Annotated in this window: 20 protein-coding genes and 1 pseudogene; 5 read left to right on the top strand and 16 right to left on the bottom strand. The window is 73.8% G+C overall.

Annotated elements, in window-relative coordinates; genetic code table 11:
• Positions 1 to 42: 42 nt before the first annotated feature.
• Positions 43 to 1,077 carry a LacI family DNA-binding transcriptional regulator gene (locus tag AMIR_RS09650; RefSeq protein ID WP_015800763.1) on the top strand — a complete coding sequence of 345 codons (1,035 nt, stop codon included), beginning with the start codon at positions 43 to 45 and terminating at the stop codon, positions 1,075 to 1,077.
• A 19-nt stretch (positions 1,078 to 1,096) separates the two neighbouring features.
• Here the strand turns inward: AMIR_RS09650 and AMIR_RS09645 are convergent, their stop codons facing one another.
• From AMIR_RS09645 to AMIR_RS09610, 8 genes and pseudogenes are all read right to left on the bottom strand, one after another.
• Positions 1,097 to 2,347: a hypothetical protein gene (locus AMIR_RS09645; RefSeq protein ID WP_015800762.1), complete on the bottom strand. Its 1,251-nt coding sequence runs from the start codon at positions 2,345 to 2,347 to the stop codon at positions 1,097 to 1,099.
• 115 nt (positions 2,348 to 2,462) lie between these two features.
• On the bottom strand, positions 2,463 to 4,475 hold the full coding sequence (locus AMIR_RS09640) for an ArnT family glycosyltransferase (protein WP_015800761.1): 2,013 nt from the start codon (positions 4,473 to 4,475) through the stop codon (positions 2,463 to 2,465).
• A gap of 98 nt (positions 4,476 to 4,573) precedes the next feature.
• Positions 4,574 to 5,347 (bottom strand): annotated as a pseudogene (locus AMIR_RS09635) (dolichyl-phosphate beta-glucosyltransferase); the annotation flags it as partial.
• Positions 5,348 to 5,532: 185 nt separating this feature from the next.
• Positions 5,533 to 7,590: an acyltransferase family protein gene (locus AMIR_RS09630; protein WP_015800759.1), complete on the bottom strand. Its 2,058-nt coding sequence runs from the start codon at positions 7,588 to 7,590 to the stop codon at positions 5,533 to 5,535.
• 432 nt (positions 7,591 to 8,022) lie between these two features.
• On the bottom strand, positions 8,023 to 8,520 hold the full coding sequence (locus AMIR_RS35435) for an ATP-binding protein (protein ID WP_015800758.1): 498 nt from the start codon (positions 8,518 to 8,520) through the stop codon (positions 8,023 to 8,025).
• A gap of 439 nt (positions 8,521 to 8,959) precedes the next feature.
• Positions 8,960 to 9,976, bottom strand: a complete 1,017-nt coding sequence (locus tag AMIR_RS09620) for a serine/threonine-protein kinase (RefSeq protein WP_015800757.1) — start codon at positions 9,974 to 9,976, stop codon at positions 8,960 to 8,962.
• Positions 9,977 to 10,853: 877 nt separating this feature from the next.
• Entirely contained in the window at positions 10,854 to 11,939 is a 1,086-nt protein-coding gene (locus tag AMIR_RS09615) for an acetate/propionate family kinase (protein ID WP_015800756.1), read from the bottom strand.
• Positions 11,939 to 14,308, bottom strand: a complete 2,370-nt coding sequence (locus AMIR_RS09610) for a phosphoketolase family protein (RefSeq protein ID WP_015800755.1) — start codon at positions 14,306 to 14,308, stop codon at positions 11,939 to 11,941. Before AMIR_RS09610 ends, AMIR_RS09615 begins: the two co-directional genes overlap by 1 nt.
• 178 nt (positions 14,309 to 14,486) lie before the next feature.
• Between AMIR_RS09610 and AMIR_RS09605 the strand changes: the two genes are divergently transcribed.
• Positions 14,487 to 15,473, top strand: a complete 987-nt coding sequence (locus AMIR_RS09605; RefSeq protein WP_015800754.1) for an Acg family FMN-binding oxidoreductase — start codon at positions 14,487 to 14,489, stop codon at positions 15,471 to 15,473.
• Between the two features lie 210 nt (positions 15,474 to 15,683).
• Positions 15,684 to 15,980, top strand: coding sequence for an HPF/RaiA family ribosome-associated protein (locus AMIR_RS09600; protein WP_015800753.1), 297 nt, complete (start codon positions 15,684 to 15,686; stop codon positions 15,978 to 15,980).
• A gap of 126 nt (positions 15,981 to 16,106) precedes the next feature.
• On the opposite strand, the gene AMIR_RS09595 is transcribed toward AMIR_RS09600, so the two are convergent.
• From AMIR_RS09595 to AMIR_RS09575, 5 genes are all read right to left on the bottom strand, one after another.
• On the bottom strand, positions 16,107 to 16,502 hold the full coding sequence (locus AMIR_RS09595) for a hypothetical protein (protein ID WP_222840718.1): 396 nt from the start codon (positions 16,500 to 16,502) through the stop codon (positions 16,107 to 16,109).
• A gap of 67 nt (positions 16,503 to 16,569) precedes the next feature.
• The gene (locus AMIR_RS09590; RefSeq protein WP_015800751.1) at positions 16,570 to 16,941 is read right to left on the bottom strand and encodes a universal stress protein; all 372 of its coding nucleotides are present in this window, start codon (positions 16,939 to 16,941) and stop codon (positions 16,570 to 16,572) included.
• Positions 16,938 to 19,496, bottom strand: coding sequence for a bifunctional acetate--CoA ligase family protein/GNAT family N-acetyltransferase (locus AMIR_RS09585; RefSeq protein WP_015800750.1), 2,559 nt, complete (start codon positions 19,494 to 19,496; stop codon positions 16,938 to 16,940). Before AMIR_RS09585 ends, AMIR_RS09590 begins: the two co-directional genes overlap by 4 nt.
• Positions 19,493 to 19,960, bottom strand: coding sequence for a universal stress protein (locus tag AMIR_RS09580; protein WP_015800749.1), 468 nt, complete (start codon positions 19,958 to 19,960; stop codon positions 19,493 to 19,495). Before AMIR_RS09580 ends, AMIR_RS09585 begins: the two co-directional genes overlap by 4 nt.
• Positions 19,961 to 20,175: 215 nt before the next feature.
• Entirely contained in the window at positions 20,176 to 20,601 is a 426-nt protein-coding gene (locus AMIR_RS09575; protein WP_015800748.1) for a CBS domain-containing protein, read from the bottom strand.
• 251 nt (positions 20,602 to 20,852) lie between these two features.
• Here AMIR_RS09575 and AMIR_RS09570 point away from each other — a divergent pair, with 251 nt between their 5' ends.
• Positions 20,853 to 21,509, top strand: coding sequence for a response regulator (locus AMIR_RS09570; RefSeq protein WP_015800747.1), 657 nt, complete (start codon positions 20,853 to 20,855; stop codon positions 21,507 to 21,509).
• A gap of 129 nt (positions 21,510 to 21,638) precedes the next feature.
• Here the strand turns inward: AMIR_RS09570 and AMIR_RS09565 are convergent, their stop codons facing one another.
• Positions 21,639 to 21,875 carry a hypothetical protein gene (locus AMIR_RS09565; RefSeq protein WP_015800746.1) on the bottom strand — a complete coding sequence of 79 codons (237 nt, stop codon included), beginning with the start codon at positions 21,873 to 21,875 and terminating at the stop codon, positions 21,639 to 21,641.
• 160 nt (positions 21,876 to 22,035) lie between these two features.
• Positions 22,036 to 23,736, bottom strand: coding sequence for a sensor histidine kinase (locus AMIR_RS09560; protein WP_015800744.1), 1,701 nt, complete (start codon positions 23,734 to 23,736; stop codon positions 22,036 to 22,038).
• Between the two features lie 164 nt (positions 23,737 to 23,900).
• Between AMIR_RS09560 and AMIR_RS09555 the strand changes: the two genes are divergently transcribed.
• Positions 23,901 to 24,923, top strand: coding sequence for an Acg family FMN-binding oxidoreductase (locus AMIR_RS09555; RefSeq protein ID WP_041836674.1), 1,023 nt, complete (start codon positions 23,901 to 23,903; stop codon positions 24,921 to 24,923).
• Between the two features lie 147 nt (positions 24,924 to 25,070).
• On the opposite strand, the gene AMIR_RS09550 is transcribed toward AMIR_RS09555, so the two are convergent.
• Positions 25,071 to 26,081 (bottom strand): zinc-dependent alcohol dehydrogenase, encoded by a 1,011-nt coding sequence (locus AMIR_RS09550; protein ID WP_015800742.1) that lies wholly within the window; start codon positions 26,079 to 26,081, stop codon positions 25,071 to 25,073.
• Positions 26,082 to 26,124: the final 43 nt, after the last annotated feature.

Raw genomic sequence — 26,124 nt, 5'->3', positions numbered from 1 at the left:
GCGGAGCACACTCGGTCACCGATTGCGATCACGAGGAGTGAGATGCGCGAGGCCACCCTGCGCGACGTCGCCCGGCTCGCCGGGGTGTCGCCGAGGACCGTGTCGAACGTGGTGAACGGCTACGCGCCGGTCACCGAGGCCACCCGCGCGAAGGTGGAGAAGGCGATCGCGGAGCTGGACTACCGGCCGAACGTGGTGGCGCGGAACCTGGCCCGCGGGCGGTCCGGGCAGATCGCGGTGGTCGTGCCGTACCTGGACACCCCGTACTTCTCCGAACTGCTCCAGGGCATCATCCCGAGGGCGCGCGCGGGCGGCTACAACGTGCTGGTCGACCAGACCGACGGCGACCCGGAGCACGAGCGCGAGCTGATCCGCAGGCGCGCGCGGGGCTTCGCGTTCGACGGCCTGATCTTCAGCCCGCTCGGCCTGGCGCAGCGCGACCTCGCCGACGCCGACCCGACGCTGCCGCTGGTGGTGCTGGGCGAGCGGTCCGCGGCGGGCTCGTTCGACCACGTGGGCATCGACGACGTGGCGGCCTCGCGCGAGGCGACCGCGCACCTGATCTCGTTGGGGCGCAGGCGGATCGCCGCGATAGGCGACCAGCCCTACCCGACCGGGGAGGCCGCGCAGCTGCGCACCACCGGTTTCCGCCAGGCTCACCTGGACGCCGCGCTGGAGGTGGACGAGGCCCTGGTGATCGGCACGCCGAGGTTCAACCGGGCCGACGGCGCGGGCGCGATGCGCCGCCTGCTGAACCGCTCGGACCCGCCCGACGCGGTGTTCTGCTACAGCGACCTGGTGGCGCTGGGGGCGCTGCACGCGGCGCTGGAGCGCGGGGTGCGGGTGCCGGAGGACGTGGCGCTGATCGGGTACGACGACATCGAGGAGGGCCGGTACTCGAACCCGACGATCAGCACGGTGTCGCCGGACAAGGAGGCGATCGCGGCGACGGCGGTGGAGCGGCTGCTGATGCGGATCGGGCTGGGGCGGGGGACGGAGGGGGTCGCCGGGGTGGAGGTGCGGGCGGCGCACCGGTTGGTGGCGCGGGAGAGCACGCTGGGGCGGGCGGCGCGGTAGGACGTCCGCCCCGGCGCGGTCAGCGCTGCGGGAAGGCTCTTCGCCCCTCCTCGCTGTTCCTCGGGATGACGCGCACCCAGGTCCGCAGGAAAGAGCGCGGGTGGCCCTTGGCGATCTGGGTGAGCAGGGCCAGCAGGACGTCGACCTTGGTGGCGGGATCGCTGTTCCGACGTCTGCGGCTCGACAGGCCGGCCGGGGTCTCGAAGAGCTGGGAGCTGCCCGGCGCGCCGGGGTCGGTCGTGCTGGCGTTGGCGATGTGACCGGTCAGGCGCCACTCGCTCGCGCCCCGCTTCGCCACGTCTTCCAGGTAGCGGGCCCTGCCTTCCCCGCCCGCGTAGACCTTCTTCCAGAGCACGTCGACGGTGGGGTAGTCGACGTCCTGGGGGCCGAACTTCGCGCCGAGGACGTGGCGCAGGTGGGTGGTGGGGCACTCGGCGATGGAGCCGAGCAGCTCGGGGACGGAGACGAACTCCCCGATGCGGCCGTCGTAGACGTGGGACAGCGATCCGGCTCTGGACCGGGCGTCCACGAGGTCGTAGAGCACCGACGCCTGCGCGGCGGTGTAGGCGTGCCGGTTCACGTCGGTCGGCGTGGCGTGCCAGATCAGGTCGTCGACCCAGGAGACGTAGGTGTTCGCCCCCTCGGTCACGCCTCCGCTCACCGGCTCGTCGGCGGCCGTGGTGGCCCGCAGGTGCAGGCGCGCCTCGTCCAGGTCCTTGAGGTAGCCGGGCGGCAGCAGGGATTCCTGCAGGAGGCGCCGCCGGAAACCGGGTTCGCCGACGTCCACGAGCCACTCGGTGGCCGGGATGGGGTCGGGGTTGTCGAACAGCAGGTTGACGAAGACGTTGTTGCCCGCCGTGTCCTTGTGGAACTGCGGTTGTCCGCCCTTCACCTCCCGGTTCGGGTAGTAGTTCGCGTCGATGGCGACGAGGTGCCCGCCGTCGGTGAACCAGGGCTGCGCCTTCAGGTAGGACCACTGGCCATTGGCCTCCATGAGGTGCTCCAGGAGCAGGCGGGCCACGGTCATCAGCTTGGTGTCGTGCTCGGTGACGACCTCCGGCTGCGCGAGGCCGTGCGCGGAGTACGACGTGAACAGGTGGACGTCGTCGCGCTGCGCGCCGCCTTGCGGGAATGCGGCGCGCAGCATTTCCGCGATCTTCGTCCAGTGGGCCACGTTGGCGGGTCGGAGCGTCTCCAGCGATCCGGTCTTCATGACGAGCCGGGCCAGCGGCGGCACCACGCCGGTCGGGTGGGGGATCGAGTGCGTCATCAGGCATTTTCCCGCCCGCCCGGCCCGCCGGGCCATGGGCAGTTCAACGCAGGGAACCGGGGGCGGACCACGATCGGTCCGCCCCCGGTTCACCGTGAGATCGGTGTTCCCGTGATCACCTCAGGTCGTAGAGCGTGCTCCCGCCCACCGTCTGCGCGGTGTAGTTCTCCTGGACCCACGTGGCGATCGCCGACGTGGACGACTCCGAGCCGCCGCGACCGCCCATGCCGCCGCCCATCCCGCCACCGCTGATGTAGTACGAGATCTCGCCGTTCGCCACGGCCCGCTGGAACTGCTCCAGCGTCGGGGCGTTGTCCGAGCCGCTCCAGCCGCCGATCGCGATGACCGCCTTGCCGGTGGACAGCTCCAGCTCGGCCGCCGACTGCGAACCGGTGGTGGCAGCAGCCCACTTCGAGGTGGCGCTCTTCAGCAGCTCGACCACCTCGCTGCTGGTCCCGCCACCGGGACCGCCGCGCATCCCGCCGTCCTGCATCTGCCCGTCCTGCATCTGCCCGTCCTGCGCCTGCCCGTCCTGTGCCTGCCCGTCCTGCGCCTGCCCGTCACCACCGGGCATCTGGCCACCGCCACCGCCACCGCCCCCACCGCCGAAGCCCATCGAGCTCCCCGCAGGCCCGGACGACGGGATCGACCCGGTGTGCGCCTGACCGGCCGTGCTGACCGCCCACGCGCCGCCACCCACACCGACCACCAGCACCGCCGCCGCGGCCAGCGCCACCGCGCCCTTCGCCACCCGCCTCGGGTCCAGCAGCACCACCAGCACCACCACGAACCCCACCACCAGCACCGCGTACCGGATCACCGGCGCGTAGTCCGAGGACCGGGCCAGCAGCACGTGGTCCCACACCGCCGTCACGCCCACCATCGCCGCCAGGAACGCCCGAGCCGTCGCGAACTTCCTGGCCCGCCACAGCTCCCGCCCGCCGATGGCGACCAGCGCCGCGATCGCGGGGGCCAGCGCCACCGAGTAGTACGGGTGCACGGTGCCGCTCATGAAGCTGAACACGACCGCCGTGACGATCAACCACCCGCCCCACAGCAGCAGCGCGGCACGCGTCCGGTCGGTGCGGGGCGCGCGGCGGGTGAACCACAGGCCGGCGACCAGCGCGACCAGCGCGGCGGGCAGCAGCCAGGAGATCTCCCCGCCGAACGCGGCGCCGAACATCCGGGAGATCCCGGTCTCCCCGCCGAACCCGGTGTTCCCGCCGCCCATGCCGCCGCCGCCACCGCCGTTGCCCTGCCCGCCGAGGATGCGGCCGAGCCCGTTGTAGCCCAGCGCCAGCTCCAGCAGCGTGTTGTCCGTCGACCCGCCGATGTACGGCCGCGAGTCGCTCGGCCACAGGTCCACCAGCGCGATGAACCACCCCGCCGACACCACGACCGCGCCCAGCGCCGCGAACAGGTGCGCGACGCGCCTGCCCAGCGAGGTCGGCGCGGCCACCAGGTACACCAGGGCGAACGCGGGCAGCACCAGGAAGCCCTGCAGCATCTTCGTCAGGAACGCGAACCCGATCGCGGACCCGGCCAGCAGCACCCACTTCAGGCTCGCCCGCTCCAGCGCCCGCACCAGGCAGTACGCGCCCGCGACCATGAGCAGCACGAGCAGCGCGTCCGGGTTGTTGAACCGGAACATCAGCACCGCGACCGGCGTCACGGCCAGCGCCGCGCCCGCCAGCAGCCCCGCGAGGTGCCCGCTGGTGCGCTTGACCGTCGCGTGCGTCAGCGCCACCGCCGCCACGCCCATCAGGGCCTGCGGCGCGAGCACGGTGAAGCTGGAGAACCCGAACACCCTGGCGAACGCGGTGGTCAGCCACAGCGCCGCGGGCGGCTTGTCGACGGTGATCGCGTTGCCGGAGTCCAGCGAGCCGAACAGCCACGCCTTCCAGTCCTGCGTCCCGGCCTGCACGGCGGCGGCGTAGAAGCTGTTGCCGTAGCCGGAGGCGGTCAGGTCCCACAGGTACAGCGCGGCGGTGGCGGCGAGCAGCAGCAGGAGCGCGGGGCGCGCGTACCGGGGCGCGTCGGCCGGTCCGAGCACCAGCCTGGCCAGGCGGCCACGCGCGGGCGGCTCGGCGGCCGGGGTGGCCGGTGGTTCGGTGAGCAGGGCGGTCATGGTCGGCTCTCCTGTGCGGTGTGGTCTGGGGAGGTGGCTCACGAAGCGACTGGGGGTCGGGCGGCGAGTGGTCAGGCGGCGCGGACCAGGTCGCGGGCCGGGGCCCGCCTCAGGTCGGCCGGGAGCGCGAGGCGGGTGCGCCACAGCCGCGCGACGCCCTTGAGGTCGGCCACGGCGGTGGCGACGATGTCCACGGACGAGTCCGGGTCGTCCACCCAGTCGACGGCGACCTCGTGGGTGCGCAGCCCGGACCGCTGGGCCAGCACGAGCAGCTCGGTGTCGAAGAACCAGCCGGTGTCCTGCACCAGCGGCAGCAGCCGGGCGGCGACGTCCGAGCGCATCGCCTTGAAGCCGCACTGCGCGTCGGTGAACCGGGCGCGCAGGGCCAGCTTGAGGATGACGTTGTAGGCGCGGGAGATGAACTCGCGCTTGGGGCCGCGCACCACGCGGGCGCCCCGCGCGAGCCTGCTGCCGATGGCGACGTCGGAGTGCCCGGACACCAGCGGGGCGATCAGGGCGGGCAGCGCGGCCAGGTCGGTGGACAGGTCCACGTCCATGTAGGCGACCACGGCGGCCTCGGAGCCCAGCCAGGCGGTCTTGAGCGCGCGGCCCCGGCCCTTCTCGGCCAGCCGCAGCACCCGCACGCCGTCCAGCTCGCGCCCCAGCCGGGCGGCGACGTCGGGGGTGCGGTCGGTGCTGGCGTTGTCGGCGACCGTGATCCGGAACGCGAAGGGCAGGGTGGCGCCGAGGTAGGCGTGCAGCCTGCGCACGCCGGGCTCCAGCGCGCTCTCCTCGTTGTACACCGGGACCACCACGTCCAGCACCAGGGCGCCGTTCCCGAGGTCCACCGGCTCGGTCGCGTTCGTCGTCATGGCCACAACTCTCGGGCCGCTGCCTGGACGGACCGTGTGCGCGACCTGTGCGCTGGCTGTGCGCGCCCGCCCAGGCGGTGTGACGACGCTCACCCCACGCCGGGACCGCCCCGAACGCGACGAGCGCCCCACCTCCCGGTCGTTCCGGGCAGCGGGGCGCTCGTCGGCGCGCTCGTCGGCGCCGGCTAGCGGCGCTCGATGCCGAGCGCGTCACCCAGCGGCTTGACCAGGGTGCTCGCGTAGCTGTCGGTGATGTGGTTGTCCCGGTAGACGACCACGTTCCCCACCACGGCCGGGCACTTGTCGGCGTCGCAGAACCAGTCCGTCAGGTCCACCGCCTTGCCACCGGGCAGGGTCGCGACCGCCTCGGTGACCGGGTCGGGGGTCACCGCCTCGGAGCGCGTGCGGTCGCACTGGCCGGGGGTCTCGATCAGGCAGGCCAGCACGTCCGGGCGGCTGCGGGGCGTGTCGCGGATGCCCACGACCGTGATGCCCGCCTCCGCCATGGGCCGCAGGTGCTCCCGGTAGCCCTCGACGGCCCGCTCGTAGGAGGGCCACTCCCAGTTCATGTCCTCCTTGTAGACCTGGGGGGTCATGGCGGCGGTGACCACCATGTCCGGCTTCTCCCGCAGGATCCACTCGCGCTTGGCCCGGTCGTCGGCGGGGCAGTTGGCGAACGGCTCGTTGTTCTGCCGCTGCCTGCCGTCGGGCGCGGCGACCTTGAGCGGTTCCGCGTTGAACGGGCAGGCGTCGTGCACGAGCATCCTGACCCGCCACTCCCCCGAGCGCTCCGCGAGGTCGATGAGCGCGCCGGAGAGCTGGGTCATGTGCGAGTCGCCGAGCAGCACCATGGTCTTCGGCGCGTCGGCCGGGCCGTACCAGCAGTCCTCGCGGTCGACGGCGACCTTGCCGCAGTCGTCGCCCCACGCCTTGGCGATGTCGTCGCCCGCGACGACCGGGTCCGGCACGAGGGCCGCGGTGGGCACCTCCACCGGGTACTGCGGGTCCCTGGCGAGCGCGCCGGGGTGGTCGTCGCCGAGGACCGCGTTGGCCTTCAGGTCGTCGATCCTGGCCTGCGCGGTGTACCAGGGGTAGGCCGCGACCAGCACCGACGCGGCGATCATGGCCGCGCCCGCGGTGTAGGCGGCGCGCGGCTTGAGGTGCCGCATCGGGGTCTCCACCAGCCTGGTCGACGCGGCGGCCAGCGCCACGCTCGCCACGGCCGCGGCCAGCGTCCACTCCCACGGCAGGTGCGTGACGCCCAGGAACTCCATCAGGAAGACCAGCACCGGCCAGTGCCACAGGTACAGGCTGTACGAGATGTCGCCGAGGTAGCGCAGCGGTTGCCTCGCCAGCAGCGCGGACACGCCCCCGTCGCCCATGCCGCTGCCCGCCGCGAGGAGGGCGGCCGTGCCGAGCACGGGCAGCAGGGCGATCCAGCCGGGGAACTGCATGGCGGTGGTGAACAGGAACGCCGCCGCCAGCACGGCGGCCAGGCCGAGCCAGCCGGACGCCAGGCGCGCGGCGCGGGAGAGCGCGAGCCGGGGGAGGCCGATCGCGAGCAGGCCGCCGATGCCCAACTCCCACATGCGGGTGGGGGTGATGAAGTAGGCGGCGGTGTGGTCGAGCGGGGTGTAGAGGACCGAGAACGCCAGCGAGGCGACCGTGATCGCCAGGACCGCGACGAACGCGTTCCGGCCGGGCCTGGCGCCGCGCAGCCCCGCGAGGATCAGGACCAGCGGGATGAGCAGGTAGAACTGCTCCTCCACGCTGAGCGACCAGAAGTGCTGGACCGGGGAGGCCTCGGCGGTGGCGTTGGCGTAGTCGCCCGCGAAGATCGCGAGCTGCCAGTTCTGCACGTTCAGCGCGGAGGCCACGACCTCGCGCAGCACGTCCGGGTGCCGGGACACCGGGAGCAGCAGCACGGTCGTCAGCGCGACGCCGAGCAGCACGACGGTCGCCGCCGGGAGCAGCCGCCGGGCGCGCCGGGCGTAGAAGGAGACGAGGCTGATCCGGCCGCTGCGGCGCAGCTCGTTCACCAGGGCGCCGATGATCAGGTAGCCGGAGATGACGAAGAAGACGTCGACGCCGACGAAACCGCCGGGCAGCCAGGTGGGCCGCAGGTGGTAGACCAGCACGAGGCCGACCGCCAGCGCCCGCAGGCCCTGGATGTCGTCCCGCTGTTTGGACCGGTGCTCGACGCCGCGCGGTGCGGCTCCCCGGCGCGTCTCGGTGGACGTCATCGCTCTCCCCGTGCGTTCGGATTCGGCACTTCCCGGAAGATCCCGTGTGCCCGTCTGCGCTTCTCGCCCCGCGCGCCGGACACCGACGCGTGACCACCCGTGCTCGGCGGACGGCGGTCGGGGGTCTGGGAACCCGTGGACCGTATATCAACCGGGCGAGCATTCCGGAATCGCTGAGGGCTATTCCGGGGACGCCACCTGACCGAACGGGTGAGCGCGGGAGGAGTGGGCGGTGCGGTGGGCCGGCTGGTCGCGAGCGCCGCGTTCGGCGCGCGGGTCGGGGGAGGTCAGGCTTCCGGGGGACGTGACCGTGGGGGGGTTTGTCGGTTTTCCCACCCGGAATGACCAGGTGGCGGCCCCCGTCAAACCTCGGCGGCGCGGGAGCGGCCCCGGCGGGTTCGGGTCGCCGGGGTCGTTCGCGCGGGCTGCGCGCTAGTCGAGGTGCAGCCCCTCGGCGCTCAGGTCGCGGGGACCGAGGCCGTTCGGGCTCGACTCGTTCGGGTCGGAACCGTTCGGGCCCCGCCCGTCCCGCGGGAGGGCGAGCGCGGGCGGCGACGGCTGCGGCAGGCTCCAGCCCGCCTCCGCCCACACCGTCTTCACCCCGGCGGACGGCAGCACCCCCCAGCGGCTCGCCAACCGGTTGACCAGCAGCAACCCCCGGTGACGCCGACCCGGCCTGCCCAGCACGGGCAGCAGCTGCGGGCTCGCGTCGTCGACCTCCACCCGCACCGGCGACCGGCACAGGCGCAGCTCGCGCGGGCCCTCGGCGTGCTCCAGCGCGTTCTCCACCAGGGCGTTCACCACCATGAGCAGGTCGAGCAGCCGGTCCCGCTCGGCGCCGGGCAGGGCGGCGGCGACCCGCTCCCGCACGAGGTGCGGGAGCAGCAGCCCCCCGGATATCCGGAGGTCCGCGACCCCGGTGGTGTTCATCCCTAGGCACCCCCAGCACAGCACAACGCAGCACCCTGGTTTTTCAAGGCGCGTCAGCAATTACCCGGTGGGGACGGGCGCCAAACCGGCGGGGACGGTGATCGGGTGGTGGGGCAGGTCACAGGTCTCGGGGCACCGCCTCGGGAACGTGGCTTCGGGGACGACTTCGGGGTGTGGCGCGGGTCGCGGCGCTCGGGGGACCAGTTTCGGGCAGGCGGCTCCGGATCGCAGCGCCGGGTCACGGGATCGGGGGGACGGGATCGGGATCGTGGCGCTCGGGTCGCGGCGTTCGGCGCACGGCTCGGGGTCGGCGCTCGGGAGTCGCGGCGTTCGGATCGCAGCGCGGAGGTCACGGGCGCCGGGGTCACGGGCGCCGGGGTCACGGGCGCCGGGGTCACGGGCGCCGGGGTCACGGGCGCCGGGGTCACGGGCGCCGGGGTCACAGCCCGCGCGGCGCCTCGATCGCGGTCGGGGCTGCCGGGGCGGCGACGGTCGGGTCGGGGGTCTGGCCGACGGCCAAGGCGATCGCGGCGAGGGTGACGGCGGTCGCGGCGCCCACCAGCACGCGGTGCCGGGACGGCGCGGCGGGCGGCGGGACGGGTGCGGCGAAACCGCGCAGCGCCATCCCGCACGCGGCGGCGCTCGGGCGGTCCTTCGGGCGGCGGGCGGTCATCGCGGTCAGCAGGTGCGCCAGGTCCGACGGCGCGGACAGCGGGATCTCCGGCGCGCGGCCCAGCCGGGACAGCGCGGTGCGGCCGGTGAACGCGGGGCGGCCGGTCAGGCACTCCAGCAGCACCAGGCCGAGCGCGTACACGTCGGCGGGCTCCCCCACCACGTCGCCGCGCACCTGCTCGGGCGCGAGGTAGGCGGTGGTGCCGACGCGGCGGTCGGTGCGGCGGGTGCGCGAGCCACCCGGCCCGGCGAGGCCGAAGTCGGCCAGGTGCGGCTTGCCCGCGTGGTCGAACAGGACGCCGGTGGGGGTGAGGTCGCGGTGCGCCACGCCGTGCTCGTGCACGTGGGCGAGCGCGTCGGACAGCAGCACCCCGAGCAGCCGGGTCTGCGCCTCGCTGAACGGCCCCCGGTCGAGGTGGTCCCGCAGCGTCGGGCCGTCCACGAGCTGGAGCACCACGAACGAGTCCCGGTCGCGACCGCCGACGTCGTACACGGACACCACGTTGGGGTGACTGAGCCCGGCGAGGACGTGCATCTCGTTGTCGAACCTGCGGTAGGCGGCCCGGCCCGCGCCGGGCGCGACCAGCTTCACGGCGACCGCGCGCCGCAGCAGGGTGTCCCACCCCCGGTGCACCTGGGCGGTGCCGCCGGTGCGGATCAGCCCGTCGAGCCGGTAGCGACCGGCCAGCAGCTGGCCCGCTTCCAGCTCCCCGGTGTCCACGGCGGACCACTCGGGCCCTACCGCGACCTTGCCCGTGGTCTTGGTCGACAGAGACAGGGACACAACCCGCACCCTCCCACTCGCACCGGTCTCCGGCCGGGCTCAACCCGGTCCGGGGCCGCTCACCCTCACTCGCTCGTGCTGTGGGTCAGGTGCCCGCAGCCCGAGGTCGACAAACTCGCCGTGCCGAGTTGAGACACCCGGTGGGCGAACGCCCTTCGGGCGCTGCGGGGGCTCGGGTGGTGAATCCGGTGCGCGGGGTTTCCGGTGGAACGGCTCGGGTAGCCCTGAGCTGGCGGTTGACCTCGGCCCGGACGGGGGAGGCGAGCCGGATCAGGCCGCGCTGGAGCGCGTCGAGACGCGGCGCGGCGGTGTGCGCGGGACCGGACGGGACCGGACGCGCGAGAGCCGGACGGGGCTCGACGGCCCGCCCGACTCCAGGGGTGCGCATTCGGTTGTCGCGCCGGGACCGGGTCGTCCGGCGAGTCGTCCGGACCGGTTCCTCCGACCGGTTCCCGGATCGGACCGCGCGGTCGGCCCTGCTCCAGCGATCCCGCCTCAGCGGACTTGCCTCAGCGGACTTGCTCCAGTGATCTTGCCTCAGCGATCTTGCCTCAGCGGCCCCGCACTGGCGGCTCTACCGGCCGTACTGGCCCGACCGGGCGGTCAGCGCGGCACTCGCCCGCCCACACCGCCCGAGGCCGGTCGGGGCACCCGGCAGCCCGGACCCCACCGCTTCTCCGCGGCGTTGTCGCGCGCGACCGCGCCACCCCGCCCCGCGCCACCAGTCCCGCGTCCCGCGCCGTTGCGTCCCACGTCGTCCTCCGCCGATCCCTCCGACACCCCGATGCGGCTCTCCCGCCGTGGCCCCCGGACCGGGGTCCACGGCGGGAGCCCCCGGCGCGGCGGCTGGTGTCGGAGCGCCGCCGCGCCGGGGGTGTCACAGCGCGGAGCGCGTCTGCCTGGCGATCTCCACGTCCTCGCCCGCCGCCAGCACCCACACGCCGACCGCGGACCCGTCGCCGCTGATCCGCGCGTCCGGGGCGCACCCCGCGTTCCGGCCCGGATCGAGCCGCACGCCGAGGAACCCCAGCCCTCCCGCGACCCGCTCGCGCAGGGCCGCGTCGTTCTCCCCCGCCCCGCCGGTGAACACCAGCAGGTCGAGCCCGCCCAGCGAGGCGGCCATCGCGGCGATCCCCTGCCGCAGCCGGTGCTCGTACACCTCCAGCGCCAGCCGCGCCCGCGCCGAACCGCCCGCCGCCGCCGCGCGCACGTCCCGCAGGTCGCCGCCGACGCCGCTGAGCCCGGTCAGCCCGGAGCGGTGCTCCAGCCCGTCCGCGACCTCGTCCGCGCTGAGCCCGCCCCGCCGCTGCAACCACAGCAGCAGGCCGGGGTCGACGTCGCCGCTGCGCGTGCCCATGACGAGCCCGGCCAGCGGCGTGAACCCCATCGTCGTGTCCACCGAAAGCCCGCCGCGCACCGCCGACAGCGAGCACCCGGCCCCCAGGTGCGCCACCACGACCCGCTCGCCGCCACCGGCCAGCTCGCGCGCCCGCCGGTCGGCGTAGGCGTGCGACAGCCCGTGGAAGCCGTACCTGCGCAGCCCCCACCGCTCCCGCCACTCGGGCGGCAGCGGGTAGGTGGCGGCGTGCTCCGGCAGGGACGCGTGGAACGCCGTGTCGAAGCACGCCACGTGCGGCACGTCCGGCAGCAGCTCCCGCACCGCGTCCACGCCGTCGAGCGCGCGCGGCTGGTGCAGGGGCGCGAGCGGGACCAGCTCGGCCAGCCCCGCCCGCACCCCCTCGTCGATCAGGGTGGGCCCGGTGAACCGGGACCCGCCGTGCACGACGCGGTGGCCGACCGCGTGCACCTCGGGGCTGCCGTCGAGGAGGTCGCCGAGGAGGTCGCCGAAGTGCCCGCGCCCGTCCCAGCGCTCCACGTCGTGCCGGTCCAGCACCTCGTCGGCGGGGCCCAGGACGCGCAGCTTCAGGCTGGACGAGCCCGCGTTGACCACCAGCACGTTCATCAGGACCGCCAGCTCCAGTCCCGCACCTCGGGCAGGTCCTCGCCGTGCTCCCGGATCCACGCGTTGTGCCTGGTGCGCTGGTCGGTCATCAGCTGGCGCAGCCGGGCGGTGCGCGGCCCGAGGCCCGGCACCCGGTCGATCACGTCCATGACCAGCCGGTAGCGGTCCATGTCGTTGAGCACCAGCATGTCGAACGGCGTGGTGGTGGTGCCCTCCTCCTTGTACCCGCGCACGTGGATGTTGTTGTGGTTGGTGCGCCGGTAGGTCAGGCGGTGGATCAGCCACGGGTAGCCGTGGTAGGCGAACAGCACCGGCCGGTCGGTGGTGAAGATCGCGTCGAACTCGTGGTCCGACAGGCCGTGCGGGTGCTCGCTCTCCGGCTGCAACCGCATCAGGTCGACCACGTTGACCACGCGGACCCGCAGCGACGGCAGGTGCTCGCGCAGCAGGGACACCGCGGCCATCACCTCGACCGTGGGGGCGTCGCCGGCGCAGGCCATGACCACGTCCGGCTCCTCCACACCGTCGTCGTTGCCTGCCCACTCCCAGATGCCCAGGCCCCTGGCGCAGTGCAGCGCCGCCTCCTGCGGGCCGAGCCAGTCCGGGGTCTGGTTCTTGCCCGCCACCACCACGTTCACGTGGTCGCGGCTGCGCAGGCAGTGGTCCGCGACCGACAGGAGGGTGTTGGTGTCCGGCGGCAGGTAGACGCGGACGACCTCGGCCTTCTTGTTCATGACGTGGTCGATGAAACCGGGGTCCTGGTGGGAGAACCCGTTGTGGTCCTGGCGCCACACGTGCGAGCTGAGCAGGTAGTTCAGCGACGCGATCGGGCGGCGCCAGCCGAGCTTGCGGTGCGTGCCCAGCCACTTGGCGTGCTGGTTGAACATCGAGTCGACGATGTGCGTGAACGCCTCGTAGCAGTTGAACAGGCCGTGCCGCCCGGTGAGCAGGTAGCCCTCCAGGAAGCCCTGGCACAGGTGCTCGGACAGCACCTCCACGACGCGGCCCGCGCGCACCAGGTGGTCGTCCACGGGCAGGGTCTCGCCCTGCCACTGCTTGCCGGTGACCTCGTAGACGGCGTCGAGCCGGTTGGAGGCGGTCTCGTCCGGGCCGAACAGGCGGAAGTTGCGCTGGGCGTCGTTGAGCTCGACCACGTCGCGCAGCAGCCGTCCGAGGACCCTGGTGGGCTCGGAGGTGCTGCCGCCGTGCTCGGGCACGGCCACGGCGTGCTCGCTCAGCGCGGGCATCCGCAGGTCGCGCAGCAGGGTTCCGCCGTTGGCGTGCGGGGTGGCGCCCATGCGCAGGTGGCCGGGCGGGACCAGCTCGCCGAGCTCCGGCACCGGGGCGCCGTTCGCGTCGAAGAGCTCCTCGGGCCGGTAGGAGCGCAGCCACTGCTCCAGCATCCGCAGGTGCTCGGGGTTGTCGCGCACGCCCGAGAGCGGCACCTGGTGCGCGCGCCAGGTGCCCTCGATCTGGAGTCCGTCCACTTCGGACGGCCCGGTCCAGCCCTTGGGGCTGCGCAGCACGATCATCGGCCACGCCGGGCGGGTGGTGTCCTCGCCGGAGCGGGCGCGCGCCTGGATCCGCTCGATGGCGTCGAAGACCCCGTCGAGCGCCTCGGCCATCGCGGCGTGCATGACCTCCGGCTCGTGGCCCTCCACGTAGACCGGGGCGTAGCCGTAGCCGCGCAGGAGGCTGTCCAGCTCCTCGTGCGGGATGCGGGCGAGCAGCGCCGGGTTGGCGATCTTGTAGCCGTTGAGGTGCAGGATGGGGAGCACCGCGCCGTCCTGCGCCGGGTTCAGGAACTTGTTGGCGTGCCAGCTGGCGGCCAGCGGGCCGGTCTCGGCCTCGCCGTCGCCGATGACGCAGGCGACGACCAGGTCGGGGTTGTCGAAGGCCGCGCCGAACGCGTGCGCCAGCGAGTAGCCCAGCTCCCCGCCCTCGTGGATGGAGCCGGGGACCTCCGGCGCGACGTGGCTCGGGACCCCGCCGGGGAACGAGAACTGCCGGAACAGCTTCGCCATGCCCCGCGCGTCCTGCGGCACCTCGGCGTAGGTCTCGCTGTAGGTGCCCTCCAGCCAGGTGTTGGCCAGCAGCGCGGGACCGCCGTGACCGGGGCCGGTGATGAACAGGACCTCGGCCTCCCGCTGCTTGATGACGCGGTTGAGGTGCGCGTAGACGAAGTTCAGGCCGGGGGTCGTGCCCCAGTGCCCGAGCAGTCTCGGTTTGATGTTCGCCGCTTCCAGCGGCGTGCCGAGCAGGGGGTTGTCCAGCAGGTAGATCTGCCCCGCTGACAGGTAGTTCGCCGCCCTCCAGTAAGCATCGATCAGCTTGAGGTCTGCACCGGTCGTACCGGTCTGCGCTGACATCCAGGTCTCCTCGACTGCGGTTGCCGTCCGATGTCCACGGTGGGCTACCCCAAGCCTGGCGCGCCGACCCTCCGGGATGAAGGTCCGGCGGTCCCCGTCGCACAGGGACTTGTGGCCCTGAGAAGGGCCTGGGACTGCCGGCACCGTCGTTGGCGACGAACACCTGGAGGTGAGCCGCATGGACCGCGGTCTGCCCGACGACGAGACGATCCGGGCCGCGGTGGCACTGGCCTGCCGCGCGCCCTCGATGCACAACACCCAGCCGTGGCGGTGGAGGCTGGGTGACAGCAGCGTGCACCTGTACGCCGACCCGCAGCGCTGCCTGCCCGCGACGGACCCCGACGGCGCGGACCTGGTGCTCAGCTGCGGCGCGGCGCTGCACCACCTGCGGGTGGCCCTGGCGGCGCTGGGGATGCGCGCGGTGGTGCGCAGGCTGCCCAACGCCTCCGACCCGGACCACCTGGCGTCGGTCGAGCTGTCCCGGCAGGAGCCGGAGGCGGAGGAGATCGCGCTGGCGGCGGCGATCCAGCGGCGCCGCACGGACCGCAGGCGGTACTCGTCGTGGGCGGTGCCCAGGGCGGTGCTGGAGCAGCTGGTGGACCGCGCGGTCGAGGAAGGCGTTGTGGCTCGGGAGGTCCTGGGCACGCGGGCGCGGTTCGAGCTGTCGCTGGCGGTGGCGCGGGCGGCGGCCGTGCAGGAGGCGGACCCGGCGTACCGGTCGGAGCTGCGGCGGTGGAGCGGCGGGCACGTGGAGCCGGAGGGCGTGCCCGCGGCGAACGCGCCGCTCGGGCAGCACCGGTACGGGGACGTGGGGATGCGGGAGTTCCCGAGCGGGGAGCTGCTGTGCCCGGAGAACGGGACGTGGGAGGAGGACGGGGCGACCCTGCTGGTGCTGGGGACCACGTCCGACGACCGGTTGTCGCGGCTCAAGGCGGGTGAGGCGATGAGCGCGGTGCTGCTGGAGGCGACGGCGGCGGGGTTGGTGGCGTGCCCGCTGAGCCAGCCGCTGGAGGTGGCGGAGGCGCGGGAGCGGGTGCGGGACGAGGTGCTGGACGGGTCGGTGTTCCCGCAGATCGCGTTGCGGGTGGGCTGGGCGTCGTTCGACGCCGACCCGCTGCCGCCGACGCCGAGGCGGGCGCTGGACGAGGTGCTGGCGAAGTGGTGAGCGCTCAGCGGGGTTGAGCGGGGGTGTCGGTGTGTCCCGGCCGGGGTTGCCCGGCCGGGGCTTTTCGTGTGCGCTGGGGGCGGTTCAGGGGTTGCCGCGTTGTTGCCGCGGGGTGCCGACGTGGCGCGGATTCGTTCCCCGGTAAGGGTCCTAGCCCGTGGGGGACCTTGGGCACTGGGTCGTGGTTCGCGCGCTGAGCATGATCGTGGTGTGAGCAAAGCGCGCGAGATCGTGAACATGCAGCTGAGCCTGGCCCGCAGGGTCCCCGAGGCGGCGCGGGAGTACGCGGGCGTGAAGATCGGCTGCCTCGGCAAGTACGCGCCCGGCGAGGTGCCGTTCGCGATGGTCCGCCTGTCGTACGACGGGCCGCGCAGACTGGTGGCGCACGGGACGCTGCACGTGGACGGGCACGCGGTGAACGCGGACGCGGGCGCGGAGACGTTCATCGAGGTCGTGGACCTGCTGCAGGACAGGCTGAAGGCGCAACTGGTGAAGATGCACGGCTGAGCGGCGTCGGGACAGCGGTGTCGCGGTCGTAGGCGCGGAGCGGAGCAGAGCGGGACGAAGCCGAACCCGGAGTCCACGGCTGACTTCGGGTTCGTGGTGTCCGCGCAGCTCGCGCCCTCATGCGCCCTAGCGGTCGACCACCCACCGCGCGTCAGCAGGCCAACTCCCCCCAGCCACAACGTGCTCCACGATCCGCAGCGCTTCCGCGAGCGGCACCGTGTCCGCGTCCGGGTACTCGTCGCTCTGGCCGTTCGCCAGCTCGTACCCGTCGCTCCAGCCATCCGGGTCCACGTCGGGGTCGACCGCGTGCTCCCCCGGATCGCCCTCGTGCTCCAGCAGCAGCACCATCGCGCGCTCCCCGTTGCTCACGACCGCCAGCGACCGCCCGCTCGCCGAGGCGAACCAGGTCTCCAGCGCGCCCGCCGCGATCCGCCCGCGCAGCAGCTCCCCGACCTCGTCGGCCGCCACCGGCCGCCCGTCCAGCGTCCACGCGCTCACCGCCCCCTCGGGCGTGCTCGTCACCACCCCGACACCCTCGCACGCCGAAGGCCCCACCCGCTGCGGGTGGGGCCTTCGGCCGAAAGCGAAGTCAGTCGACCGGACCACGCGGAGCAGGCGCCACGACCACCGGTGCGGACGCCGACACCTTGCCCTCCTCGCCCAGCACCAGCATTGCCTGACCGCGCGCCCTGCGGGACAGGACCTCCGACGCGCACCCGCGCACGCTGTGCCGCACGACCTCCGGCACCACGTCGCGACCGTCGCAGACCTGCCGCAGCAGGCGTTCCACCAGGGCGACCGAGCGGGCGCGGGAGACGCGCTCACCCTCGTCGCACAGCTCCCAGGCGTTCACGACGTGCAGCGGCCTGCCCTGCGCCACGGCTTCGTCCATCGCCCAGGCCAGCGCCTTCCGGCACCGCTCCGACCCGTCGACCCCGACCACGATCGCCCCGATGTTCACGCCCCGGCCCTCCGCAACGCTCGCAGGTACGGGTCGACCGGGGCGACGGGTTCCAAGCGGACCCGCGCGTCCACGGCGATGACCCGCTCCCCCTTGACCACCAAGGGGTTGAGGTCAAGCTCGGCGATCTCCGGCACCATCTCCGCCAGCCGCGACACGCGCAGCAGCACGTCGTGCACCGGCTCCTCCGGGTGCTGCTCGAACACCTTGGCGGAGGCGCGGAAGCCGCGCAAGAGGTCGTCCACGTCCGCCGAGGTCAGCGGCGCGAGCGCGGCGGCCCGGTCGTCCAGCAGGTCGGTGTCCACGCCGCCGAGGCCGGTCACCACGAGCGGCCCGAAGCGCTGGTCGCTCACCACGCCCACGAGCAGCTCGCGACCGCTCTCGGCCATCGGCTGGACGAACACGCCCTGCAACCGGTCGCCGAAGCGCTCCTGCATCCCGGTGAACTCCTCGGCGACCCGCTCCGGGGTGCCCAGGTTCAGCTTGACGCCACCGGCCTTGCTCTTGTGCAGGACGCCGCGCGCCACCGCCTTCATCGCGATCGGCTGCCCGAACGACTTCTGCGCCGCGACCGCGCCCTCCACGTCGGAGGCCAGCACGCCGCCCAGGATCGGCAGGCCGAACGCGCTCAGCAGCCGCACCACCTGGTCGGGCTCCAGCCAGCCGCCCTCGGGCTCGACCGCGAAGTGCTCGGCCACGACCTTGCGGGCCAGCGGCACGTCGATGCCGGGCAGGTCGACCACGGCGGGCGCGGGCCTGCGCAGCCACTCGGCGCGCTGCACCAGCGCGGCCAGCGACTCGGCGGCGCGCACCGGGTCGGCGTAGGAGGCGATGCCGTTCTCCAGGATCGCGACCGAGCCGAGCTGGTCGGCGGCGACCGCGAGCACCGGCTTGCTGCTGGTGCGGATGCCCTCGGCCGGGTTGCCCAGCGCGGTGGGCACGGTGACCGCGATGACCGCGTCCACGGCCGGGTCGGCGGCCACGACGTCCACGCACTGCGCGAACACGTCGGCGTCGAGCACGGCGGTGGTGTCGACCGGGTTGGTCGTGCTGGCCACCGAGGGCAGCAGCGCGGCGAGCTTCGCCGTGGTGTCCTCGGACAGGTCGGCGACGGTCAGCCCGTTGTGCGAGCAGGCGTCGGCGGCGAGCACGCCGAGACCGCCGGCGTTGCTGACCACCGCGACCGAGCGGCCCTGCGGCAGCGGGGTGTGCTCCAGCGCCGCCAGCACCTCCACGAGCTCGGCGATGCCGTCGACCACGATCACGCCTGCCTGCCGGAACAGGGCCTCCTGGGTGACCGCGGGGGTCGCGGTGGACGCGGTGTGCGAGGCTGCGGCGCGCTGACCGGCCTCGCTGGTGGCGGACCGGATCGCCAGCACCGGCTTGCGCCTGGCGACCCTGCGGGCCAGCCGGGAGAACTTGCGCGGGTTGCCGAACGACTCCAGGTACAGCACCACCGAGGTGGTGCGCTCGTCGCGCTCCCACCACAGCAGCAGGTCGTTGCCGCTCACGTCGTACTTGTCGCCGGTGGAGACCACGTCGGTGGTGCCCATGCCGAGCGCGCTCAGCTGCTCCAGCACCGCGATGGCCACGCCGCCGGACTGGGTCACCAGGCCGATGCCGCCGCCGCCCGAGCCCTTGCGGGTGAACGTGGCGTCCATCCGCACCTCGGGGTCGGTGGAGGCGACGCCGATGCAGTTCGGGCCGACCATGCGCATCCCGTGCTTGTGCACGGACGCGAGCAGCGGCTTCGGGTCGACGCCGGAGGTGACGACCACCATGGCCTTGACGCCGCGCTTGCCGCAGTCCTCGGCCACGGCGGGCACCGCGGCGGCGGGCACGCAGATCACGGCCAGGTCGGGGGCGACGGGCAGCTCGGCCACCGACGGGTAGCAGGTGACGCCGAGCAGCTCGGCGGCCTTCGGGTTGACCGCGTACAGGTCGCCCGCGAACTCGCCCTTGACCAGGTTCGCCAGCACCGCGTGGCCGACCGAGGTGGCGTTGCGGCCCGCGCCGATGACGACCGCGGAGGTGGGTTTGAGCACCGCCCGCAGGCTCGCCACGCCGGAGGTCAGCTCGCGGTTGGCGACCGCGTCCAGGTAGTCCTCGCCCGCGTCCAGGCCGAGGTCGACGCGCACCACCTCGGTGTCCGGGGTGGCGGTCATGACCAAGCCCAGCTCGCTGAACAGCCCGAGCATCCTCGGGTTGTTGCTGAGCAGGTCGGCGGTGAACCGGCGCACGCCCCGGCCCCGCGCGAGCGAGACCAGGTGCTCCAGCAGCAGGGTCCCGACGCCTCGGGACTGGTTCGCCGAGGTGACGACCAGCACCACGTTGGCGGTGGTCTCGTCGTCGGTGGAGGGCGCGTAGGAGCCCGCGCCGATGAGCGCGTCGTCGGAGAACGCGCAGAGCACGACGTCGTCCTCGGCGAGGGGGTAGCGGTCGGGCAGTTCTCGGCGGAGCTCGCGCAGTGCGTCGGCGTCCTCGGGGCTCGCCTCGCGCAGCGCGATGACGGTGCCGTCGGAGAGCAGGGCGCGGGTCTCGATGTGCGTGGTCACAGCAGCGGTCCAGGTGTGGTGACGGGACGGGGTTCTTCAACGCTCTCGGGCTGTGGGGCCCTGAGCACCACCACGGGGCACGCCGCGTGGTGGACGCAGTACGAGCTGACCGATCCGAGCAGGGCGGTCCGCAGCAGGCCCATTCCCCTGCTGCCGACGACCAGGAGCTGGGCGTCGTGCGAGGCGGTGACCAGCGCGTCGCGCGCGTCGCCCTCGACCAGCACCCCCCGGACGTTCTCCAGCCCGGCGATGGCCTCCTGCAGCGCCTCGCGGTGCGCCGCGCGCAGCTCGTCGCGGTCGATGCCGACCGGTGCGGGCGCCATGACCTGCCCGTACTCGAGGTGCCACGCGAGGACGGCGTCGACGCGGCACCCCCGCAGGGCCGCCTCGTCGACCGCCCAGCGCAGCGCGGCACGGGCGGCGGGCGAGCCGTCGACTCCGACCACGATCGCCTTGTCGTCCATGTTCCCTCCTCTTCCGGTGCTCTGCTCCGAGCGTCCCTCCGGGGCCGTCCGCGCGGTCAGTGACGGCGGACCTCCGGGGTGCGGGACCTTCGGCCCTTCGGGGTCGGGCCGTGCGCTCGGGGAGCGGTTCCCCCGCAGGTCAGAGCGGGTTCAGCGGGTGGTCGCGTTGGCGACGTCGACGGTTGTGGCCCCCGGCACAGTGCGCACCAGGGCCGTCACGGCGCGTCGTTCCGCCTCGTCGTCGATCGCGCCCGGACCACCGCCCTGCCCGCCTCGACGGCGACGCGCCGGCGCCCGACGGGGTCGTAGGCGCGCAGCGCCCGGTCGATGCGCGCCGCGAGCACGTCGTCGTCCGGGGTGAGCACGCGCAGCAGGTCGCTCCGGCTCACCACCCCCACGAGGGCGCCGACGTGATCGACGACCGGCAGGCAGCGCAGGTGGTTGCCGAGCATGGAGCCCGCGAGGTCGGTGGCGCTGGCGGTCAGCGGCGCGCTGATCACCGGCGCGCGCATGACCTGCCGCACCTCCAGGTCCCCGGTGGTGCGGCCGAGGCCCGCGAGGAGCAGGCCCGAGCCGGAGACGATGCCGACGAGCCTGCCCTCGTCGTCGCAGACGGGGAGGGCGGAGAACCCGTGGTCCACGAGCAGCGCCGTAGGTCCCTGTCGGGCGGGGGTCGGGCAGGGGGTCGGCCGGGGCGTCCGGGGTGCGTCCGGCGGCCGGGTGGGGCACGGTGTTCCGGTGGCCGCTCGGCCTGCTGGAACACTCGGGGCGGGCCTCCCGGCGCCTGCGCGGCGTGGTGCGGGCGCCACGGAGGGGGACCGGGACCTTGGACCCTGTCAGGCGGGTCCGGGGCGAGGGATGTTGTGCACGGGTTTGACGGAAGGTGGGTGCGGTGAGCGCACGGGTGTTCCTGGTGGACGACCACGAGGTCGTCCGCGTCGGGGTGAGGGAACTGCTGAACAGCGACGACGAGCTGGAGGTCGTCGGAGAGGCCGGTTCGGTCGCGGAGGCGCTGGCGCGGGTTCCCGCGAGCGGCGCGAACGTGGCGGTGCTGGACGTCCGGCTGCCCGACGGCAACGGCATCGAGCTGTGCCGCGAGCTGAAGTCGCTCATGCCCGACCTGCAGTGCCTGATGCTGACGTCGTTCACCGACGACGAGGCGCTGTTCGACGCGATCATGGCGGGCGCCTCGGGCTTCGTGCTCAAGCGCATCCTGGGCACGGACCTGTGCACGGCGGTGCGCACGGTGGCGTCCGGGCAGTCGCTGCTGGACGCGCGGTCGACGAGCGCGCTGCTCAACCGCATCCGCCGCGAGCGGGAGCAGGGCGACCCGATCCGGATGCTGACCGAGCAGGAGCGGACGGTGCTCGACCTGATCGGGCAGGGCATGACGAACCGGCAGATCGCGGAGAGCATGTTCCTGGCCGAGAAGACGGTCAAGAACTACGTGTCGCACCTGCTGGCGAAGCTGGGGCTGGAGCGGCGCACGCAGGCGGCGGTGCTGGCGAGCAAGCTGCGCAAGCGGCCCGGCGGGGTCGAGGCGGACTGAGACCGCCGGGACGGGCGGGAGGGTCCGAGGGGCGCACCGGGTGGTGCGCCCCTCGCGCGTTCGGCGGGCGTCCGGCGGATGTCCGGGGCGCGGCGCGGGGAAGCGCTTGCCCGCGGGTCCGGGTCGGGCTCAGTCCTCGTTCGCGGCGCCGACCCTCGCCCTGCCCCCGGGGCGCCTTGGCTTGTCCTTGAGCAGCTTCTTGTTGGCGTAGAAGGCCCACCCGACCGCGGCGCCCGCGACGACCAGCCACATCAGCGCGGGCGGGAACCAGGTGAAGTGGAACTGGCCCACGACGATCCCCGCGACGACCAGCGCGGAGAAGACCAGGTGCGCCAGGTCGAGCTTCATCTTCAGGTTGACCTTCATCTGCTCCTGCTCGTCCTCGCTCGGGTCAGCGCGCGTCCCGCCGCGCCGATGCCGAGCACAGTACCGATGATCAAGAGCAGGATCACCACCGCGGCCGGGGCCGGGACCGCGAACCCCCGAAGAGGGTCCACAGTGGACACTCCCCCGGCCTCGCCCCCGGTCACTCCAGGGGAACCTGCCACGTGACACGCGTCCCGCCGCCCGCGCACGCCTCCACCACCGCGCTGCCGCCGAGCCGTCGGGCCCGCTCGTCCAGGTTCCGCAGCCCGCTGCGCGCGACCTTCTCCGGCATCCCGATCCCGTTGTCCACCACCGAGATCGTCAGCTGCCGGTCGGCCTCGATGGTCACCGTCAGCTCGCTCGCGCCGGAGTGCCGCACCGCGTTGCTGACCAGCTCCCGCACCACCGCCTCGGCGTGCTCGCCGACGTGGTCGGGCACCGAGTTGTCCACCGTGCCGTTCATCCGCACGGCGGGCGTGAGCGCCGAGTGCTCGGTCACCTGCGACACGATGTCCAGCAGCCTGCGCCGCAGACCCGGCTCGTCGTCGGCCGCCTGGAGGTCGAAGATCGTGGTGCGGATCTCCAGCACGGTCTGGTCGAGCTGGTGCACGGCGTTGTCGACCCGCTCGCGCAGCTTGGGGTCCTCGACCCGGTTGAGCGCGCCCTGCAGGCTCATGCCGGTGGCGAACAGCCGCTGGATGACGTGGTCGTGCAGATCGCGGGCGATCCGGTCGCGGTCCTCCAGCACGTCCACCAGCCGCCGGTTGCGCTGCGTCTCGGCCAGCTCCAGCGCCACGGCGGCCTGAGCGGCGAACGAGGCCAGCAGCGGCACCTGCTCGGCGCCGAACTGGGCCGCGCCCACGTCGCGGGCGGCCAGCAGCACGCCGGTCACCTGCGAGGCGGTGCGCAGCGGCACCGCCACACCGGGCCCCAGCTCCAGGCTGGCCTCGCCGAGCCCGCCGTCGAGGCGCTCGAACAGCGCGGGCACCCCGGAGTCCAGCACCTGGTGTGCGAACGTGTTCTCGCCGTCCAGCAGTCCGCCGACGAGCCGGTCGGTGTCGCCGCCCGCCGCCGAGGCCATCCGCAGCAGCCGCCGCCCGTTCTTCCCCTCCTCGGCGAGCACGATCAGCGACACCGCCGCCGCCGCGAGCTCGCGGGTGCGCTGGGAGATCAGCCGCAGCGCGTCCTCGGCGGACGCGCCGCCCAGCAGCTCGGCGTTGACCTCGGCGGCGGCCTCCAGCCAGCGCTCGCGCATCCGGGACTTCTCGAACAGCCGGGCGTTCTCCACCGCGACGCCCGCCGCGGCGGCCAGCGCCGACAGCACGATCTCGTCGTCGGGGGTGAAGTCGCCGCCGTCCCGCTTCTCGGCCATGTACAGGTTGCCGAACACCTCGTCGCGCACCCGCACGGGCACGCCGAGGAAGGTCTTCATCGGCGGGTGGTTCGGCGGCAGGCCGACGGACGCCGGGTGCGCGCCGAGGTCGTGCAGCCGCACCGGTCTCGGGTCCTTGATGAGCAGCCCGAGCAGGCCCTTGCCCTGCGGCAGGTGCCCCATGCGGGCGCGCTCGTCCTGGTCGATGCCGACGTGGACGAACTCGGAGAGGTCGTCGCGGTTGCCGAGCACGCCCAGCGCCCCGTACCGCGCGCCGACCAGGTCGACGGCGGCCTGCACTATCCGCTGCAGCGTGGAGTCCAGCTCCAGCCCCGTGCCCACGGCGAGCACCGCGTCCAGCAGGCGCTGCATCTTGTCCCTGGTGGAGCCGATCTCGGTGAGCCGCTCCCGCATCTCCTCCAGCAGCTCGTCGAGCCTCAGGCCCGCCAGGAGCCGTTGCGAGGAGGAGTCCTCAGCCGGTCCTGTCACGCCCCTACCCTGTCACGCGGCGTTCGCCGCCGCAAAGCCCTGGTCCCTCCCTGACTAGGGACCTTCGACCGTGTACCCGCGGCCGATCTGGTCGGACAGTGGATCGTGGTTGGTTCGATCCAGTGGCGGGTGTCGGGGTGAGGGCGTTGAGTCGGGTTACCGGGGTGAGCAGGGTCACCGGGGTTCTCGGTCTTTCCGAGGACGAGGTCGAGTCGGTGCTGACGGCGGCGGCGCTGGCGCCGTCGGTGCACAACACGCAGCCGTGGCGGTTCCGGCTGGAGGAGGACCGCATCGAGCTGCACGCGGACCTGGACCGCAGGCTGCCCGCCACCGACCCCGAGGACCGGGAGCTGCGGCTGGCGTGCGGCGCGGCGCTGTTCAACCTGCGCCTGGCGCTGCAGGGCCACGGCATCCGGCCGCTGGTCACGCTGATGCCCGGCCACGACGCGCCCGGCGCGCTGGCCGTGGTGCGGCGCGGCGGCAAGCTGCTGCTGGACGACGAGACGCACCAGCTGCTGAACGCGGTTCCCGCCCGGCGCTCGAACCGCAAGCCGTTCCACGACGTCCCGGTCCCGGTGCGGCACCGGCAGGCGCTGCTGCGCGCCGCCGAGCGCGAGCGGTCCTGGCTGCACGTGGTGGTGGACCCGGAGGAGCGGGCCCGGTTGCAGCGGTACGTGTCGAAGGCGCACCGCATCCAGCAGGCCGACCGGAGCGTGCTGGACGAGCTGGGCGAGTGGACCGGGGAGCGCACCGCGGGCGACGGCGTGCCGCCGCGCTCGGCCGGGCCGCGGCCCGCGCCGCAGGACGAGTGGGCGATGCGGGACTTCCTCGCGGCCGACGGCGGCGAGCGGGCGTCCGGCAAGGACTACGAGTCGGACCCGCTGGTGCTGGTGCTGTGCTCGTTCTACGACGGGCCGCTCGCCGAGGTGCAGGCCGGTCAGGCGCTGCAGCGGGTGCTGCTGACCGCGACCACGCTGGGGCTGGCGGTGTCGTTCATGTCGCAGGCCGTCGAGGTGCGCGTGGTCCGCGAAGAGTTGCGGCGCGCGCTCGGCGGCACGGTGGTGCCGCAGACGGTGCTGCGCGTCGGCTTCGGCTCCCCCGTCCCGGCCAGCCCGCGCCGCGAGGTGCTGGAGATGCTGGTCTCGCCGGAGGCGAACGGGCAGCTGAACGGGCACGCCGGCGGGTGAGCGGCGCCGGTTGACCACCGGCTGAAGACCGCGCGGGCCCGAGGGGCGTCGAGCCGACCGGCGATCGCGTCCCACTCCCCGCGCGCGCGGCGATTGGGCCGGACCAGCGCCCGGCCCAATCGCCTCCCACTCCTCACCTCCGGCCGCTCACAGCTCGATGACCAGCCTGGCCGGGACCTTGCCCGCGAGGACGTCCTCGAACGCCTCGTTGACCCGGTCCAGCGTCGTGCCCTCCGCGATCACCCGCGTGCGCCCGGCCGCGTGCAGCTCGAACACCTCCGCCAGGTCAGCCCTGGTGCCGACGATCGAGCCGATCACCTTGATGCCCTTGAGCACCAGGTCGAACACCGGCACCGGCAGCACGCCGTCCGCCGGGAGCGCCACGCACACCAGCCTCCCGCCGCGCCGCAGCGACGCGAACGCCTGCTCGAAGCTGCGCGGCGACGCGGCCAGCGCGATCGCCACGTCCGCCCCGCCGAGCGCCTGGATCGCCGCGACCGGGTCCTCGGTGGCCGCGTTGACGGTGTGGTCGGCGCCGAGGTCGGTGGCGAGTTCGAGCTTGGCGTCCTCCACGTCGACCGCGACGGTGATGCCGCCCGCGATCCGCGCGTACTGGAGCGCGAGGTGCCCGAGCCCGCCGATGCCGAACACCGCGACCTTCTCGGTCGGGGTGATGCCCGCGACCTTCACGGCCTTGTACGTGGTGACGCCCGCGCAGGTGAGCGGGGCGGCGTCCAGGCTGGACACGCCGTCGGGCACGGGCACCGCGTAGCGGGCGTCCGCGACGGTGTGCTCGGCGTAGCAGCCGTCGACCGAGTAGCCGGTGTTCTGCTGCGCCTCGCACAGGGTCTCCCAGCCGGAGACGCAGTGCGCGCACTCGCCGCAGGCGGCGCCCAGCCACGGGATCGCGACCCGCGCGCCCACCTTGGCCGCGTCGACGCCCTCGCCGACGGCCTGGACGACGCCGACGCCCTCGTGGCCGGGGATGAACGGCGGGGTCGGCTTGACCGGCCAGTCGCCGTGCGCGGCGTGGATGTCGGTGTGGCAGATCCCCGACGCCTCCAGCCGCACCAGCACCTCGCCGGGGCCGGGTTCCGGTGTCGGGACCTCCCCCACCGCGAGTGGCTTGCCGAACTCGGTGACGACCGCTGCTCTCATGTCGCGCTCCCCTCGATCTTTTCCGTGGTTCGCGACACAGGAT

It is taken from the genome of Actinosynnema mirum DSM 43827, from assembly GCF_000023245.1.
GTDB lineage: Bacteria > Actinomycetota > Actinomycetes > Mycobacteriales > Pseudonocardiaceae > Actinosynnema > Actinosynnema mirum.
Note: the sequence above shows the minus strand (reverse complement) of the source record. Positions and strands in the feature narration are given on the sequence as shown.

Coding starts and splice junctions, on each gene's coding strand:
- AMIR_RS09650 (WP_015800763.1), top strand. CDS start 43: ATGCGCGAGGCCACCCTGCGCGACGTCGCCCGGCTCGCCGGGGTGTCG.
- AMIR_RS09645 (WP_015800762.1), bottom strand. CDS start 2,347: ATGACGCACTCGATCCCCCACCCGACCGGCGTGGTGCCGCCGCTGGCC.
- AMIR_RS09640 (WP_015800761.1), bottom strand. CDS start 4,475: ATGACCGCCCTGCTCACCGAACCACCGGCCACCCCGGCCGCCGAGCCG.
- AMIR_RS09630 (WP_015800759.1), bottom strand. CDS start 7,590: ATGACGTCCACCGAGACGCGCCGGGGAGCCGCACCGCGCGGCGTCGAG.
- AMIR_RS35435 (WP_015800758.1), bottom strand. CDS start 8,520: ATGAACACCACCGGGGTCGCGGACCTCCGGATATCCGGGGGGCTGCTG.
- AMIR_RS09615 (WP_015800756.1), bottom strand. CDS start 11,939: ATGAACGTGCTGGTGGTCAACGCGGGCTCGTCCAGCCTGAAGCTGCGC.
- AMIR_RS09610 (WP_015800755.1), bottom strand. CDS start 14,308: ATGTCAGCGCAGACCGGTACGACCGGTGCAGACCTCAAGCTGATCGAT.
- AMIR_RS09605 (WP_015800754.1), top strand. CDS start 14,487: ATGGACCGCGGTCTGCCCGACGACGAGACGATCCGGGCCGCGGTGGCA.
- AMIR_RS09580 (WP_015800749.1), bottom strand. CDS start 19,960: ATGGACGACAAGGCGATCGTGGTCGGAGTCGACGGCTCGCCCGCCGCC.
- AMIR_RS09565 (WP_015800746.1), bottom strand. CDS start 21,875: ATGAAGGTCAACCTGAAGATGAAGCTCGACCTGGCGCACCTGGTCTTC.
- AMIR_RS09550 (WP_015800742.1), bottom strand. CDS start 26,081: ATGAGAGCAGCGGTCGTCACCGAGTTCGGCAAGCCACTCGCGGTGGGG.